Origin of the sequence: Sphingomonas sp. IC4-52 (assembly GCF_020707225.1) — a bacterium.
In the GTDB taxonomy this organism is placed as follows: Bacteria; Pseudomonadota; Alphaproteobacteria; order Sphingomonadales; family Sphingomonadaceae; genus Sphingomonas.
On the sequence record NZ_JAJFEU010000001.1, the window covers coordinates 788,575 to 802,509 of the forward strand.

Sequence of the window (13,935 nt, forward strand, 5' to 3'; positions counted from 1 at the left end):
GCGGGCGAGAAGCGCGGCCCAGACAGCGGTCGTCAGCAGTTTGTACTCTTCAACCGCCCTTCCCCCGCTGCGCCGGCGCGTCTATCTCCGCCGAATGCGCAAACACATCCTGATCGTGCTGGGCCTGCTCGTCCTTGCGGGCATCGGCATCTTCACCTGGCTGAGCTGGCCCGACAAGGCTCGGCTCGACGTCGCTGACGTGACTGGCCAACGGCCGACGATTTCGGAGCCCCGCAGCCAGATGATCCCGACCGTCAAGGTCGCGGACGCGGTTGGCTGGCCGGCCGGAGGTAAACCGCAAGCCGCAGCCGGCCTTACCGTGACCCGCTTCGCCGACGGCCTCGATCATCCACGGTGGATGTATCGCTTGCCGAACGGCGACGTGCTTGTCGCCGAAACGAACTCTCCGCCACGCGGGCGCAGCTTTGTCGATCGGGTGATGCGCTATCTCATGGGCCGCGCCGGTGCAGGCGTCCCGTCGGCCAACCGGATCACGTTGCTGCGCGATGCCGATGGTGACGGCCGCGTCGAGTTCCGTTCCGTGTTCATGACCGGGCTCAACTCGCCGTTCGGCATGACGTTGTTCGACGGTCAGCTGTACATCGCCAACACCGACGCCTTGGTTCGCGTGCCGTATACGGAGGGAGCGACCAAGATCGACGCCAAGCCCGAGTTGGTGATCAAGCTGCCGGGTGGCCAGAATCACTGGGCGCGCAACGTCATCGCTGCCGAAGATGGCCGCACGCTTTACGTGTCAGTGGGCTCGGCTTCGAACATCGCCGAGAAGGGCATCGAACTGGAAAAGCGGCGCGCCAACATCCTGCAGGTGTGGCCGAAGGAGAAAACGTCACGCATCTATGCGGCGGGCCTGCGCAACCCCAATGGCATGGCGATCAACCCGCAGTCGAAGCAGCTGTGGACCGTGGTCAACGAGCGCGACATGCTCGGCTCCGACATCGTTCCGGATTACCTGACCGCCATCGAACTGGGCGATCACTTCGGGTGGCCCTGGTATTATTGGGGCGGCTATCCCGACAAGCGGGTGGAGCCAGCCAATCCCCAGCTGCAGCAATATTCGAAGCGGCCGGATTACGCGCTCGGACCTCACGTCGCTGCACTGGGCCTGACGTTCGCAGGCGACGTGAACCTCGGCCAGCGCTTCTCCCATGGCGCCTTCATCGGCGAACATGGCTCGTGGAACCGCGTCCCTCCATCCGGCTATAAGGTCGTCTTCGTTCCTTTCACCGACAAGGGCTGGCCGGTCTCGGGCGCAAAGCCGGTTGATGTGCTCACCGGCTTCCTCAACGCAGATGGTGAGGCACAGGGACGACCGGTGGGCGTCATCGGTGATCGCACCGGCGCGATGCTGGTCGCTGACGACGTGGGCAATGTGATCTGGCGCGTTTCGGCGGCAAAGGAAGCCACCCGCTGAGCGTTACTTCTCGAACTGAAAGGGCGGGTGCACGGATCAGCCACCTCGGCTGAGCCGTGCGCCCGCTCTTCCTTCTTAAGTCTGGCTTATCAGCAATCCTTTGGGCGACAGCGACCACTCTGATCGCTACCGAAGCGGCATGTTGCGCCGACTGATTCCCGCGCTCGTCGCGGTCTCCGCCCTTGCCGGATGCGCCCATCTCGGGACGCCCGCCGCTCTCCCTTCCGCGACCACGCCGGCGCCGACCGCCGCGATATCGGCGCAAGGTGAAGTTCGCGCTCCCGTTACTATCCTGGTGGCGATCGATGGTTTCCGCGCCGACTACTTGAGGCGCGGCGTCACCCCCAATCTGTCGCGCTTGGCCGCAGACGGTGTCACCGGCCCTATGCGCCCGTCGTTTCCGTCCAAGACCTACCCCAACCACTGGACGCTGGTGACCGGCCTTCGCCCGGATCGCCACGGCATCACAGCCAATATGATGGAAGATCCGGCGCGGCCCGGCGAAGTCTTCACCATGGCGACCGACGATCCCTTCTGGTGGAATGCAGCCCCGCCGATCTGGGTGAGCGCGGAACAAGGCGGTATTCGTACGGCGTCGATGTTCTGGCCGGGGTCGACCGTGGCTTGGGGTGGCACGCGAGCGGCCGAATGGCCAAATCTGCTGACTGGCGGCGTGCGGCCGAGCGACTGGCAGGCATTCAGCCAGCAAATGCCCGGCGAAAACCGGGTCCGACAGGTCATCGACTGGATGCGTCGCCCAGCGGCGATCCGGCCCAGGTTCGTGACCACTTACTTTGACGTGGTGGACACTGAGGGCCACCGCGCCGGCCCAGACTCGCCGGGCGTGCGCAGTGCACTGGCCGAGGTGGACCGCCAAATCGGCCAGCTCGTCACCGGACTCGCCGAACTGGGGCAGCCCACCAATCTGATCATCGTGTCGGATCACGGGATGGCCGCAACATCGAGCGAGCGAGTCGTTCCCCTCGACAAGATCGTTCCCGCGACCGACGCCCGTGTCGTCGAGAGCGGCCCCTACGCGACATTTGCTCCCCTGCCGGGACGCGAAGGCGCAGTCGCCTCGGCATTGCTGAAGCCGCACGCCCACATGGAATGCTGGCGCAAGGAGAATATCCCTGGGCGCTTCCATTATGGTCGCAACGTTCGGATTCCGCCCTTCCTCTGCCTGGCGGAGGACGGTTGGGAGCTGATGAAGACGGCGCCGACCCACACTTACGCCCGCGGGAATCACGGTTTCGACCCCATGCTCCCGAGCATGCGTGCCCTCTTCATTGCCAATGGACCGGCGTTCGCGCGTGGCCGGCAACTGCCGACCTTCGACAATGTCGCCGTGGCCCCGCTGCTTCGTACGTTGCTCGGCCTGCCTGCCGATCCTACGCTGGACGGCACGGACGCGGTATTTCGTCCCGTGCTGCGGAAAGAATAGGAGAGAGCATGCAATATTTCGAAGACATCGCCGTCGGGAGCAAGGCGAGCTTCGGCAGCTATCATGTCACGCGGGAGGAAGTGATCGACTTCGCCTCCCGCTATGATCCGCAACCTTTCCACCTCTCGGACGAGGCTGCGGCACAAACGCACTTCGGGCGGATCTCCGCGAGCGGTTGGCACACCTGCGCGATGGTCATGTCGATGATCGTCGAGAACCTGAAGAACAACAAACAGGCGGGCCTCGGCTCTCCCGGCGTGGACGAGTTACGCTGGCTCAAGCCCGTTTACCCCGGTGACACCCTGCGCTGCGAAACCGAGGTGATCGAGAAGCGGCAGTCGCAATCCCGTCCGGAGATGGGGATCTTCAAGAGCCGCATGGTCGTGTACAATCAGGACAACGTCGCCGTCATGTCGATGCTGTCGAACGGGCTGATCGCCACCCGTCCGACCTCGTAAGCGGGCGAGTTACTTAGACGCGAGCCTTACCGTGGGCGTTCGGCGCCACGTGGGTTCGCGCCCCTGCCGCCGCTGCCGCGGTTGATTCCCGGCCCCCGGTTGAAATCACGCCCGCGGTTCAAGCCGGGCGTCCGGACGCCATCTGCACGATTGTCTCGCCGCAGTTCGCGCCAATCCTGGCGCACATCGCGGCGGAAATCCCGGCGTGCGTCCTGCCGCCCCTGGCGGAACTGATCACGATTGATGGTCCCGTTACGGAAATCCTCGCGATTCTCTCTCAGGTCGCGGCGGAGATCGCGCCGCTCCGCGCGATAGTCCCGGCGGAAGTCGTTCCAGTTTGCTCGTGCGCCAGGCTGGTTCCAACCCGGGCGCCCTTGCCAATAACGCCGCTGCGCATCGTTCCAGCGGTGGGGACGGCGGAACCGATCGTACACGTACACTCCGGTGCCGGGATAGTAGAAGTCGTTATACCAGCCAAACGTGCTGCCATATCCCGGGCCGTACCCACCCCAGCCTGCATCGGCATAGTAAGGATCGGCATAATAAGCGGAGCCATAGCCAAGAGAGGCACCGCCATAGCCGTAGCCATCCGTACAGGCAGCTGTGCCAAATGCGAGGCCGCTGATTAGCGCGATTAGGCTGAAGCGCTTGAAACCCATGATCCAACTCCCACACGCTGGAGGGGCGGCAAATACGCGCCGCGACCAGTTCGAAACGAGGGCTATAAAGCGAAGTTCCTTAATGGCCGGGGAACGAAATCAGCGCATCGACGTCCACGCCGTCTGATCGCAGCAGCTCCGCACCGCCAAGATCTGGAAGGTCCACCAGGAACTGCGCCTGCGTGACCACAGCGCCTGCCTTCCGCAGCAGCCGAATAGCGGCCCGTGCGGTTCCGCCGGTCGCAATCAGATCATCGATCAACAGAACCCGCGCTCCGGGAGCACAAGCATCCGCATGGACGGCAATACGGTCCTGTCCATATTCCAGCGCATAATCCTCCGCGATCGTTGCGCCCGGCAGCTTTCCGTCCTTGCGAATCAGCAAGACGCCGGCCTTCAGCGGCAGGGCGAGCGCGGCCGCGAACAGGAAACCCCGTGCCTCGATGCCCGCAACAAGGTCGACGGGGCCGCGCGTCGCCGCCACCATTCGCTCGACGGTCAGTGCAAGGCCGCGCGGGTCGAGCAGCAAGGTGGTGATGTCACGAAACTGAATACCCGGTTTGGGGAAGTCCGGGATCGTTCGGATCAGCGCCTTGAGATCATCGTTCGGACTCGCATCGTCCGCACGGATGGCGTCGGCCACGGGATTGTCGCTGGAGGTCATCGGAAGCTCATGCCCTCCGCGCTTTTGCCCCGCAAGCAAGTTGACCGCACCGAGCGAGAGTGGGCTAGCCAAAAAGAAAGGGCCCCGCTCGCCTAACGCGCGCGGAGCCCTTTCCTATTTGGCCACAACTGCCCTCAGGTTGTCAGTGCTTCACGCCGCGCCAGACGTTACGATAAGCACCGATCGTCAAGAAGACGAAGATCGCCAGGAAGATAACGCTTGCGAAACCAGCCGCATGGCGCGTTTCCAAGTTCGGCTCAGCCGTCCAGGTGAGGAAGGCAGCAACGTCCTTGGCCATCTGGTCGCGAGTGGCCTGAGTGCCGTCCTCATAGGTCACCTGACCATCTGACGTGATCGGAGGGGGCATCGCGATGTTGAGGTTCGCGAAGTACGGATTGTAGTGGAGGCCCTGCGGTGTCTTCGCATCCGGGAACTTGCTCAGCAGTTCAGCTGGCTGGTTCTGATAGCCGGTCAGCAAGGACGCCACATAGTTGGCGCCGTCATGCCGTGCCTTGGTCATCAAGGAGAGATCCGGCGGAAGCGCGTTGTTGTTCGCGGCACGAGCAGCAACTTCATTCGCATAAGGACTCGGGAAGCGATCCGACGGAATGTTCTTGCGAGTCATTGCCTCGCCCGTGTCCGGGTTCACGCTCGGCTGCTCGATCGGCCATGCCTGCGCCAGCGCCTTCACCTGGCCTTCGCTATAGCCGATCTGCTCGAGATCGCGGAACGAGACGTACTTCAGGCTGTGGCAGGCGGCGCAAACCTCCTGATAAACCTTCAGGCCGCGCTGCAGCTGTTGCTTGTCGAACTTCCCAAAAACGCCTGCCGACGAAAGGCCTGCGTCCTTCGGATGCAAATGGAACTCATGTTCCGCGGTTTCCGGTGCCGGATCGGAGATCGCGGTCGAGATCGTCCCGAACAGCGCGATACCGAGCACGAACACGAAGCCCGCGCCGATCAGGAGTGCGATGGTACGAACCATTTTCTTCTTATTCCCCCGTATCGGCTCAGTGCGCCATCGCGGTCTGTGCAGGCGACGTTCCGCCATGCTTGGCGAGCACCGCTTCGGTGATCGAGTTCGGCAACGGGCGCGGACGCTCCGAGCGCGAAACGATCGGCAGGATGATCAGGAAGTGCGCGAAGTAGTAAGCCGTCGCGATCTGACCGATGATGACGTTGCGGGCGGTTGCCTCTGCGCCGCCGACATAGCCGAGCACCAGCACGTCGAGCAGCAGGACCAACAGGAACCAGCGGTACGTCGGACGATAGTTGGCCGAACGAACCGGCGAGCTGTCCAGCCACGGCAGGAAGAACAGCAGCAGGATCGAGCCGAACATCGCCAGCACGCCCCACAGCTTGCCCGTCAGGATGAAATCCGCGGTGAAGCTCTTGAGGATCGCGTAGAACGGCAGGAAGTACCATTCCGGAACGATGTGTGCCGGCGTCGAGAGCGGGTTCGCTTCGATGTAATTGTCCGGGTGTCCCAGCAGGTTCGGCGAGAAGAAGACCAGCGCAGCGAAGATCAGGAAGAATACGGCCACGCCGACGCCGTCCTTGGCCGTGTAATACGGGTGGAACGGCACGGTGTCCTGCTCACCCTTCACGTCGACGCCGGTCGGGTTGTTCGATCCTGGGATGTGCAGCGCCCAGATGTGCAGGATGATGACGCCCGCGATCACGAACGGCAGCAGATAGTGCAGCGAGAAGAAGCGGTTCAGCGCGGCGTTATCCGGCGCGTAACCGCCCAGCAGCAGCACGCGAATGGGCTCGCCCACCAGCGGAATCGCCGAGAAGAAGCCGGTGATCACCTGCGCGCCCCAGAAGCTCATCTGGCCCCACGGCAGCACGTAGCCCATGAAAGCGGTTGCCATCATGAGAAGGAAGATCACGACGCCCAGCAGCCACACCATCTCGCGCGGCGCCTTGTACGAGCCGTAGTAAAGGCCGCGGGCGATATGGACATAAACAACGGCAAGGAACATCGACGCGCCATTGGCGTGCGCGTAACGCAGGAACCAGCCAGCGTTCACGTCGCGCATGATGCTCTCCACCGAAGCGAAGGCCACGGTGCCATTGGCGGCATAATGCATCGCCAACACCACGCCGGTGACGATCTGCACGACCAGCGCGAGGCCGGCGAGCACGCCGAAGTTCCACCAGTAGTTGAGGTTGCGCGGCACCGGATAACCGGCGCCAATGGCGTTGTAGACGAGGCGCGGCAGCGGCAGCTTCTCGTCCATCCACCGCATCAGCGGCTGCTTTGGCTCATAATGATTGGCCCAGGGAAAGCTCATCTGTGTGCTACCTCAACCCACCGTCACGACGGTGTCGGACGTGAATGCATATTCGGGAACGACGAGGTTCGTCGGTGCCGGTCCCTGGCGGATACGGCCTGCGGTGTCATAGGCGGAGCCGTGGCACGGGCAGAAATAGCCACCGAACGGTCCCTTGTTCTCACCCTCGCCAGCGCCCAGCGGCACGCAGCCGAGGTGGGTGCAAACGCCCAGGGTGATCAGCCAGTTCTTCTTGCCTGCCTTGGTGCGCTCTTCCAGCGTCTGCGGATCGCGCAGGTCGCTGACCGCTACCGCGTCAGCTTCCGCGATTTCCTTCGGCGTCAGATTGCGCACGAACAGCGGCTGCTTACGGAACGTGGACTTGATCGCCTGACCCGGCTCGATCTTGCTGATATCGACCTCGGTCGTGGACAGCGCGAGCACGTCGGCCGATGGGTTCATCTGATTGATGAGCGGAAGAACAACCACGCCCGCGCCGACACCGGCCCAGGCGACTGCGGCAATGTTGATAAAATCCCGGCGACGGGGATCATGCCCGTCCTCTTCGTTTCGGGCAGGATAATCGCCCGGAGTAATCGTGTTGTCGACCGTCGCCATTCACCAACCCTTGTCCAACCGGCCCCGGCGGGGAGCGCATGTGGAAAGAGCCTCCCCCGACGCCCGCCTGAAAACCCCCATCGACCCGCGGGGTGGGCGGTTGATAGCTGCGCACCCTGCCCCTGCCAATGGTGATTTTTGCCTCCGTTCACCAAGCCTTCATCCTGTCGGCGCCGGGGAACCACGCTAAGGCAGCAGAATGCGCATCGCCCTGTATGAGCCAGATATCGCCGGGAACGTCGGCACCATCCTGCGGACGGCCGCGTGTTTCGGCGTTCCAGTTGACCTGATCGAACCGATGGGTTTCCCCTGGGGGGACCGCGCGTTGCGGCGATCCGGCATGGATTACGCCGGATCTGTAGAGGTTGTGCGCCATGCTGACTGGGCTGCGTTCAACGGCAAGAGGGTTGGCAGGCTGGTTCTCGCCACTACGCGCGGCGCCGTTGATCTCTGGGATGCTCGCTTTCAGTCGGACGACATTCTCTTGTTCGGAAGCGAAAGCGCGGGCGTTCCCGACCACGTCCACGGGCAGGCAAGTCTCGCCGTCCGGATACCGGTTCAACCGGGCTTCCGATCACTGAACGTCGCCGTCAGCGTCGGTATCATGCTCGCCGAATCGCTTCGCCAGACGCGCGGTGCATCGGCCTGAATGGCCGATTCTCGGCGAGGCTGGCGGCCGATCACCCCGACACCTCGACAGGCCGGCTCACCAGCAAGTATCAGCCGCTCATGAACACGCTCGACAACGAACAAATGACCGCCCGCACTTGGTTCGAGGAGCTTCGCGATCTCATCTGCGCAGAGTTTGAAGCTATCGAGCGTGAGGCCGGCTCCTCTGCGGCTTTTGATTATACAGCCTGGGACCGCCAGGACTCGTCGGGCGAACATGGCGGCGGCGGCGTGCGTGGCGTGATGAAGGGCCAGGTATTCGAAAAGGTCGGGGTGAACGTGTCCACGGTCGGTGGGCGGTTCGAAAACGAATTCGGCAAGACGATCCACGGCGCCTCGGAGGATCCCAGCTTCTTCGCGACCGGCATCAGCCTCGTCGCTCACATGAGCAATCCGCATGTCCCCGCGGTGCACATGAACACCCGTTTCCTTGTGACCACCAAGCGTTGGTTCGGCGGCGGCGCTGACCTGAATCCTCCGTTGCCGATCGAGGAGGACACCGCAGACTTCCACGGCGCGCTGAAGGCGGCGTGCGATGCTCACCATCCAGAGCATTACGGACGCTTCAAGAAATGGGCCGACGACTATTTCTACATCCCGCATCGCAAGGTTCATCGCGGCGTGGGCGGCATTTTCTATGACCACCTCGAGGGGGATTTCGCGGACAATTTCGCCTTTACGCAGGACGTAGGCCGCGCCTTCCTCGACGTCTTTCCCCGCATTGTTCGCCGCCGAATGAACCTGCCCTACACGGACGCGGAGATCGCGCAGCGCAACGCGTGGCGCGGCCGATATGCGGAGTTCAATCTCGTCTACGATCGAGGAACGCTGTTCGGATTGAAGACTGGCGGCAACATCGACGCCATCCTGATGAGCCTTCCACCCGTGGCGACATGGGCCTGATCGCTGTTCCAGACGAACAGGTGGCGACCGTCGTCACCACGCTGGAGATGTCGAGCAGGCCGCCGCTGCGACCCATGCCCACATCTCCGTTCCGGCTGGTGCGGTGGACGAGGCCGGCGGCCGAAGGTTATCGAATGCTGTTCCGGCGCGTCGGCGGTCCGTGGCTCTGGTTCTCTCGCCTCGCGATGCGGGAGAGCGAACTGTTGGCGATCATCCACGACGAAGCCATCGAAGTGTATGCCGTCATAGATCGGTTCGGCATTGAAGTCGGCATGCTGGAGCTGGACTTCCGACACCGGAACGTATGCGAGCTGTCATACTTCGGGTTTATACCGGAGCTTGCTGGCCAAGGGCATGGCCGGTGGCTGATGAGCGAGGCCATGGCGCGAAGCTGGCGCGCGGGGATCGAGAGGGTCGTGGTTCACACCTGCACGCTTGACCACCCTTCCGCGCTCAACTTCTACCGGGCACAAGGGTTTGTGGCCGTCAAGCGTACGGTCGAAACGTTCGCTGACCCGCGCATTGCCGGACTGTTGCCGCCCGAAACGGCCCCTCACGTGCCCCTTCTGGCGAAGCGTCGATAAACCACGATCCCGAGTAAGAGCAGCCCGACATTGTAGAACGTGCCGGCGGCCGTCAGCAGAATGGTGACGAGCGATATAAGAAATGGGTTATCGTGCCCCGGTTGCCGGAGCCAGCTATCCATCGAGAAGAGCGGGCTGACTGCCAGCCACTGGGCCAGAAACAACGCGACCACGGCGCCAAGCACCGGCCAGCCGACACCGCGCGTCAGGTGCCAGCTCTTCCGTAGCGCCCGGGCCGCACTCTGGCCGGGCTCGGCCGCGACCACCGGCACCGATGCGACAAGCCGGGCCTGCAGATAAAGTCCAGGCAAGACAAACAGCCACAACCCCAGGCCGACCGGGATCGCAACCAGTAGGTTCACCAGAATGAACCGCCCTATCCAACGCAGGGCAACGGAGAGGCTCGCGCCCACCGTTAACTGCCCAGGTGCGACAAGCAGCATCGCAATGGCAGCAAGCCCGACCATGCCCACGACATCAGCCAGCAAGTACCAAAGGGCATTCCCCTGCCCCCAGGCTGAAACCGCCTCCATCCACTGTGCCATTACCGCTTCGTCGCCGGGCTGCGCAGGGAGCGGCGGCATAGGATCGCACAGGAGTTGCACTGCAAGAGCCGGCAAAAAGACGAGAGCGCCCGCCAACGCGAGGACCAGCTCCGCCTCACGGCGAAGCACGGTCCAGCCGTCCGCCAGCAGACGCGCGAAATTGATTGTCATGCCCCGTCGTGCGCCTCTCGCGCGGCTGCGTAAAGCTGCGCCGAAAAGACCGCCTGTACCACGCTGAAAAGCCCCGCGACCAACGCCGCAACGGCGGCGACTGTCACGGAGACGACGATTGCCCCGTCGGATCCCGCAAGCAGGCGCGCAATCAATCCGACGACCGAGGTAGACGCCGTAAGCACGACAACGAAAACGATCGCATACAGGATAAGAACACCGAGCAGCTTCAGCGTCATTCCGCGGGTGAGCGCAAAGGACCGCTGGATGGCGCCGATGCCCCGACGCTCGTTCACGATCACGGCACCGAGTGGAACCAGCCGCGCCGTGGCCCAGAACATCACCGGCACGAGAACCAAAAGTAATACCATACCGATGCTTAGGACGCCCATGTTCAGCCCATCCTGAGGTCCGCCGGCCTGTGCCTGTGCCACGCTGAAGCCGGACGTGGCGACCAGAATCAGACCGGGCAGCGCCGCCAGTACGAAGCAGAGGCCGACAATTACCCACACACCAATGAACGCTCCTAGCCGAGCCCGCCCGATCGCCAGCGCCGATCGCAGATCTACGTCAGGATCGCTTGCCACCGCGGTGATCGCGATTGCTCCGATCGACGCTGAAACAAAGACCAGGAGCGATGCCGCCATCTGCGTCGAGCGCAGCATGAAGGACGATCCACCCACCGCGTCGATCGCAGCCTGTCCGATCGGCGGCACGATAATCAGGCCGACAGCCAGCGACAGCAAAATGCTGAATCGGCCGGAAATTACCGCCATCGCGCGGTCCCAGACCATTCCAATGCTGATCATGACCGACCTTGTGTGTGCATCATGCTGGCGACGCTACCCGATCGAACAGCCGCTTGCCAATCTCGCCGGGCGACCGCATCTGCTGCCATGTGAATGAAGGTCTGAACATCGAATGGCGGGTGACGCCAGGGTTGACCGATTACGCAACGGCGCTTGACGAAATGGAGCGCCGCGCCGCTGCCGTGGCGGCCGGAACGGATCGCGAGCTCATTTGGCTCCTGGAACATCCCCCCGTCTACACAGCGGGCACCAGCGCAGATTCAGCCGAGTTGATCGATCCGCGCTTCCCGGTCGTCCGAGCCGGGCGTGGCGGCCGCTATACCTATCATGGCCCAGGGCAGCGTATTGGCTATCTGGTGCTCAATCTGGCGAACCGCGGGCGGGACGTGCGCTGCTTCGTGCACGCGGTCGAAGGCTGGGTGATTGCGGCCTTGGCGGAGATGGGAATAGCCGCCTTCCGCGCACCCGGCCGGATTGGTATCTGGACCTACGATCATGCCGGCACCGAGGCAAAGATCGGCGCCATCGGCGTACGCGTCCGGCGCTGGACCACCATGCACGGCTTCTCCGTAAACCTGTCACCGGACCTTTCGCACTTCGGCGGGATCGTGCCCTGCGGGATTGCGGAATTTCCCGTCACCAGTGCAAAGGCGCTTGGGGCGGAATACGCGCTTGAAACCTTTGACGCGGCGCTGGCGTTAACGTTCGGCGCTTTCCTCGAAAGCCTGACTTGTGCGCGTGAAAACGAGGCTTGAGGGGTCGGCGTTCTGTGACTAATATCCACTCTGATTTGGGTATTAAGGATCCGTCCGCCGTCCAAATCCTTTATCTAGGGAGCTTTCCATGCGTGCTATCTCGAAGATCCTGACCGGTTCGGCCATTGCCGCAGCCGCGCTCGCCGTGTCGGCTTGCGGCTCGAAGACCGAAACCACGGTCGACAACACCACCATCACCGACATGAACGCGACCGAAGGTCTCGACACCATGAGCGACAACATGACGGCGGTTGATGGCGCCATGAACGGCGGCATGATGGCGAACGACACCATGATGTCGAACGACATGATGATGACGAACACCACCACGAACGCGATGTAATTTCGCTTCAAGAAGGTGTTTTGACAGGCCGTCCGGGCGACCGGGCGGCCTTCGTCATTTTAGAGCGTCAATGATCGCCTGATTGTTCGCGCAGCATGACGAACGGTGTTGGATGATCGCCAGAAAACGCGTATGAATCCCGCGCGTTGCGTTTGGGGGAAGTCATGCGAATGGTTGGGTTGCGGATCGTCGGGGTAAGCTTGGCAGCCGTCGCGGTGATGGGTGCGGTGCCCGCTTCGGCGCAATTCTTCATGAAGTCCAAAGATCTATCGGGCTCAGTTGTGAGGGGAGATGAGCCTGGGGTCGCCCAGCCGCTGCCGGGTGCCACTGACAAGGAGATCAAGGCCGGCCTCACCTGGACGCTCCGCGCTGCGCTGAACGTCGCGGCGCTTCAGTGCCAGTTTGAGCCGACGCTGCTCACGGTCGACAACTACAACGCCGTGCTGACTGATCACCGTAACGAGCTGAAGGAAAGCTACGACACGCTGACCGCTTACTTCAAGCGCGTCAACAAGACGGCAAAGGCCGGGCAGACGGCGCTCGACCAGTTCGGGACCAAGACCTACTCGAGCTTCAATGCCGTCGCGTCGCAGTATAATTTCTGCCAGACCGCCGGTAAGATTGGCCGCGCCGCCATTTACACGCCGCGGGGAAGCTTCGGTACCTTGGCGCAGGAGCGCATGCGCGAGTTACGGAACAGCCTGTCGCCTTGGGGCGAGCAGCAATTCCCGCGCTATTTCTACGCTGAGTCCCGCGTGCCGCGGCTCGATAGCCTCTGCTGGTCCAAGAAGGGCGAATGGCAGACGAAGAAGTGCGGCCCGCTCGACTTCCCGCCGCCGGTCGGCGCCGTCAGCCTGGCGCAGCGCTGACGAATATAGGCGGGCCCGACGATCGGGCCCGCCGTCGACCGTCGCGAGGTCGAGCACGGACTGGGTTCAGGCCAAAGAGCGGTTGGCTATCTCGCAGTGTCGCACCCGCGCTCCGCTTCTTCGGCCCGACATCAAGGCACCTCTGGTCGCACACCCGCGCTGCGGCTAGCGTTCACTCCACCGCGACAAAGGCGTTGGCAGCACGGTCCTTCCGGACGCGCAATCCGTCGAACACCGTGCCGTTCATGGCAATCCAGATTCCCGACGCGGCGACCTGAGCCGTGGCGAAGGCCATGCCGAGGTTGAAGGTCGCATCACTCTCCGCAAAGCGAGCCGGTGATAGGGCACCCACCAGAACAATCGTCTTCCCCGCAGTACTGCCAAGGGCCTGCGCCGTCTGCGCCATCGTGTCGGTACCGTGAGTGATGATGATGCGCTGTTCGGGCGCATCCGCCACGGTTCTGGCGATCAGCGCTCGATCATCGTCGGTGAGTTCCAGGCTATCCTTCCGCATCACCTCGGCGATCCGGTAGGACAAGGTAACGCGTGCCGTCTTCAGCACCCGATCAACAACGCTCTCGCCAATCTGATACGTGCTCAGCGCGTCGAAATAGAGCTTGTCGATCGTCCCACCGGTGGTGAGCACCAGCACATCGGCCACGGCGCCGTTCTCCTTTGCTGCGAAGACGCGGGCCATACCGCGTTCGCAGCGTCAAGAAAGACCGGAATGTTCTTC

The 13,935-nt window shown here is 62.9% G+C and carries 18 protein-coding genes; 9 read left to right on the forward strand and 9 right to left on the reverse strand.

What is annotated here, in order from left to right; translation table 11 throughout:
* Positions 1–94 precede the first annotated feature (94 nt).
* The 3 genes from LK535_RS03900 (at position 95) to LK535_RS03910 (ending at position 3,334) form a co-directional block, all read left to right on the forward strand.
* Positions 95–1,432 carry a PQQ-dependent sugar dehydrogenase gene (locus LK535_RS03900; RefSeq protein WP_227770555.1) on the forward strand — a complete coding sequence of 446 codons (1,338 nt, stop codon included), beginning with the start codon at positions 95–97 and terminating at the stop codon, positions 1,430–1,432.
* Between the two features lie 139 nt (positions 1,433–1,571).
* A complete protein-coding gene (locus LK535_RS03905; protein ID WP_227770556.1) occupies positions 1,572–2,876 on the forward strand; it encodes an ectonucleotide pyrophosphatase/phosphodiesterase in 1,305 nt (434 codons plus the stop codon).
* Between the two features lie 8 nt (positions 2,877–2,884).
* The gene (locus LK535_RS03910) at positions 2,885–3,334 is read left to right on the forward strand and encodes a MaoC family dehydratase (RefSeq protein WP_227770557.1); all 450 of its coding nucleotides are present in this window, start codon (positions 2,885–2,887) and stop codon (positions 3,332–3,334) included.
* A gap of 26 nt (positions 3,335–3,360) precedes the next feature.
* Here LK535_RS03910 and LK535_RS03915 read toward each other — a convergent pair whose 3' ends face one another.
* The 5 genes from LK535_RS03915 to petA form a co-directional block, all read right to left on the reverse strand.
* Positions 3,361–3,993, reverse strand: a complete 633-nt coding sequence (locus tag LK535_RS03915) for a hypothetical protein (protein WP_227770558.1) — start codon at positions 3,991–3,993, stop codon at positions 3,361–3,363.
* Positions 3,994–4,072: 79 nt separating this feature from the next.
* Positions 4,073–4,657, reverse strand: coding sequence for an adenine phosphoribosyltransferase (locus tag LK535_RS03920; RefSeq protein ID WP_227770559.1), 585 nt, complete (start codon positions 4,655–4,657; stop codon positions 4,073–4,075).
* A gap of 142 nt (positions 4,658–4,799) precedes the next feature.
* A complete protein-coding gene (locus LK535_RS03925) occupies positions 4,800–5,642 on the reverse strand; it encodes a cytochrome c1 (RefSeq protein ID WP_227770560.1) in 843 nt (280 codons plus the stop codon).
* A 25-nt stretch (positions 5,643–5,667) separates the two neighbouring features.
* Positions 5,668–6,954, reverse strand: a complete 1,287-nt coding sequence (locus tag LK535_RS03930) for a cytochrome b (protein ID WP_227770561.1) — start codon at positions 6,952–6,954, stop codon at positions 5,668–5,670.
* Positions 6,955–6,966: 12 nt separating this feature from the next.
* Entirely contained in the window at positions 6,967–7,551 is a 585-nt protein-coding gene (petA, locus tag LK535_RS03935; RefSeq protein WP_227770562.1) for a ubiquinol-cytochrome c reductase iron-sulfur subunit, read from the reverse strand.
* 199 nt (positions 7,552–7,750) lie between these two features.
* On the opposite strand from petA, the gene LK535_RS03940 reads away from it, so the two are divergent.
* From LK535_RS03940 to LK535_RS03950, 3 genes are all read left to right on the forward strand, one after another.
* Positions 7,751–8,200: a tRNA (cytidine(34)-2'-O)-methyltransferase gene (locus LK535_RS03940; RefSeq protein ID WP_227770563.1), complete on the forward strand. Its 450-nt coding sequence runs from the start codon at positions 7,751–7,753 to the stop codon at positions 8,198–8,200.
* An 80-nt stretch (positions 8,201–8,280) separates the two neighbouring features.
* The gene (gene hemF, locus LK535_RS03945) at positions 8,281–9,123 is read left to right on the forward strand and encodes an oxygen-dependent coproporphyrinogen oxidase (protein WP_227770564.1); all 843 of its coding nucleotides are present in this window, start codon (positions 8,281–8,283) and stop codon (positions 9,121–9,123) included.
* Positions 9,114–9,707 (forward strand): GNAT family N-acetyltransferase, encoded by a 594-nt coding sequence (locus LK535_RS03950; RefSeq protein WP_227770565.1) that lies wholly within the window; start codon positions 9,114–9,116, stop codon positions 9,705–9,707. The genes hemF and LK535_RS03950 overlap by 10 nt, the downstream gene beginning before the upstream one ends.
* On the opposite strand, the gene LK535_RS03955 is transcribed toward LK535_RS03950, so the two are convergent.
* Entirely contained in the window at positions 9,677–10,423 is a 747-nt protein-coding gene (locus LK535_RS03955) for a hypothetical protein (RefSeq protein ID WP_227770566.1), read from the reverse strand. The two genes, LK535_RS03950 and LK535_RS03955, sit on opposite strands and share 31 nt — an antisense overlap.
* Positions 10,420–11,232, reverse strand: a complete 813-nt coding sequence (locus LK535_RS03960) for a hypothetical protein (protein WP_227770567.1) — start codon at positions 11,230–11,232, stop codon at positions 10,420–10,422. Before LK535_RS03960 ends, LK535_RS03955 begins: the two co-directional genes overlap by 4 nt.
* Before the next feature lie 53 nt (positions 11,233–11,285).
* Here LK535_RS03960 and lipB point away from each other — a divergent pair, with 53 nt between their 5' ends.
* Together lipB and LK535_RS03970 are read left to right on the forward strand one after the other, a co-directional pair.
* Entirely contained in the window at positions 11,286–11,987 is a 702-nt protein-coding gene (lipB, locus tag LK535_RS03965; RefSeq protein ID WP_265333973.1) for a lipoyl(octanoyl) transferase LipB, read from the forward strand.
* Positions 11,988–12,075: 88 nt separating this feature from the next.
* Complete coding sequence (locus tag LK535_RS03970; RefSeq protein ID WP_227770568.1) at positions 12,076–12,330, forward strand: hypothetical protein; 255 nt, start codon at positions 12,076–12,078, stop codon at positions 12,328–12,330.
* 67 nt (positions 12,331–12,397) lie between these two features.
* Here LK535_RS03970 and LK535_RS03975 read toward each other — a convergent pair whose 3' ends face one another.
* Entirely contained in the window at positions 12,398–12,583 is a 186-nt protein-coding gene (locus LK535_RS03975) for a hypothetical protein (RefSeq protein ID WP_227771103.1), read from the reverse strand.
* On the opposite strand from LK535_RS03975, the gene LK535_RS03980 reads away from it, so the two are divergent.
* Positions 12,582–13,199: a hypothetical protein gene (locus tag LK535_RS03980; protein ID WP_321576533.1), complete on the forward strand. Its 618-nt coding sequence runs from the start codon at positions 12,582–12,584 to the stop codon at positions 13,197–13,199. The genes LK535_RS03975 and LK535_RS03980 overlap by 2 nt on opposite strands.
* A 172-nt stretch (positions 13,200–13,371) precedes the next feature.
* On the opposite strand, the gene LK535_RS03985 is transcribed toward LK535_RS03980, so the two are convergent.
* A complete protein-coding gene (locus LK535_RS03985) occupies positions 13,372–13,896 on the reverse strand; it encodes an asparaginase domain-containing protein (RefSeq protein WP_227770569.1) in 525 nt (174 codons plus the stop codon).
* Positions 13,897–13,935: the final 39 nt, after the last annotated feature.

Bases quoted from the DNA above. Each gene is read 5' to 3' on its own strand.
- LK535_RS03900 (WP_227770555.1), top strand. From the start codon at position 95: ATGCGCAAACACATCCTGATCGTGCTGGGCCTGCTCGTCCTTGCGGGC.
- LK535_RS03905 (WP_227770556.1), top strand. From the start codon at position 1,572: ATGTTGCGCCGACTGATTCCCGCGCTCGTCGCGGTCTCCGCCCTTGCC.
- LK535_RS03910 (WP_227770557.1), top strand. From the start codon at position 2,885: ATGCAATATTTCGAAGACATCGCCGTCGGGAGCAAGGCGAGCTTCGGC.
- LK535_RS03915 (WP_227770558.1), bottom strand. From the start codon at position 3,993: ATGGGTTTCAAGCGCTTCAGCCTAATCGCGCTAATCAGCGGCCTCGCA.
- LK535_RS03920 (WP_227770559.1), bottom strand. From the start codon at position 4,657: ATGACCTCCAGCGACAATCCCGTGGCCGACGCCATCCGTGCGGACGAT.
- LK535_RS03925 (WP_227770560.1), bottom strand. From the start codon at position 5,642: ATGGTTCGTACCATCGCACTCCTGATCGGCGCGGGCTTCGTGTTCGTG.
- LK535_RS03930 (WP_227770561.1), bottom strand. From the start codon at position 6,954: ATGAGCTTTCCCTGGGCCAATCATTATGAGCCAAAGCAGCCGCTGATG.
- petA (WP_227770562.1), bottom strand. From the start codon at position 7,551: ATGGCGACGGTCGACAACACGATTACTCCGGGCGATTATCCTGCCCGA.
- LK535_RS03940 (WP_227770563.1), top strand. From the start codon at position 7,751: ATGCGCATCGCCCTGTATGAGCCAGATATCGCCGGGAACGTCGGCACC.
- hemF (WP_227770564.1), top strand. From the start codon at position 8,281: ATGAACACGCTCGACAACGAACAAATGACCGCCCGCACTTGGTTCGAG.
- LK535_RS03950 (WP_227770565.1), top strand. From the start codon at position 9,114: ATGGGCCTGATCGCTGTTCCAGACGAACAGGTGGCGACCGTCGTCACC.
- LK535_RS03955 (WP_227770566.1), bottom strand. From the start codon at position 10,423: ATGACAATCAATTTCGCGCGTCTGCTGGCGGACGGCTGGACCGTGCTT.
- LK535_RS03960 (WP_227770567.1), bottom strand. From the start codon at position 11,232: ATGATCAGCATTGGAATGGTCTGGGACCGCGCGATGGCGGTAATTTCC.
- LK535_RS03970 (WP_227770568.1), top strand. From the start codon at position 12,076: ATGCGTGCTATCTCGAAGATCCTGACCGGTTCGGCCATTGCCGCAGCC.
- LK535_RS03980 (WP_321576533.1), top strand. From the start codon at position 12,582: ATGAAGTCCAAAGATCTATCGGGCTCAGTTGTGAGGGGAGATGAGCCT.
- LK535_RS03975 (WP_227771103.1), bottom strand. From the start codon at position 12,583: ATGAAGAATTGCGCCGAAGCGGGCACCGCACCCATCACCGCGACGGCT.
- LK535_RS03985 (WP_227770569.1), bottom strand. From the start codon at position 13,896: ATGGCCCGCGTCTTCGCAGCAAAGGAGAACGGCGCCGTGGCCGATGTG.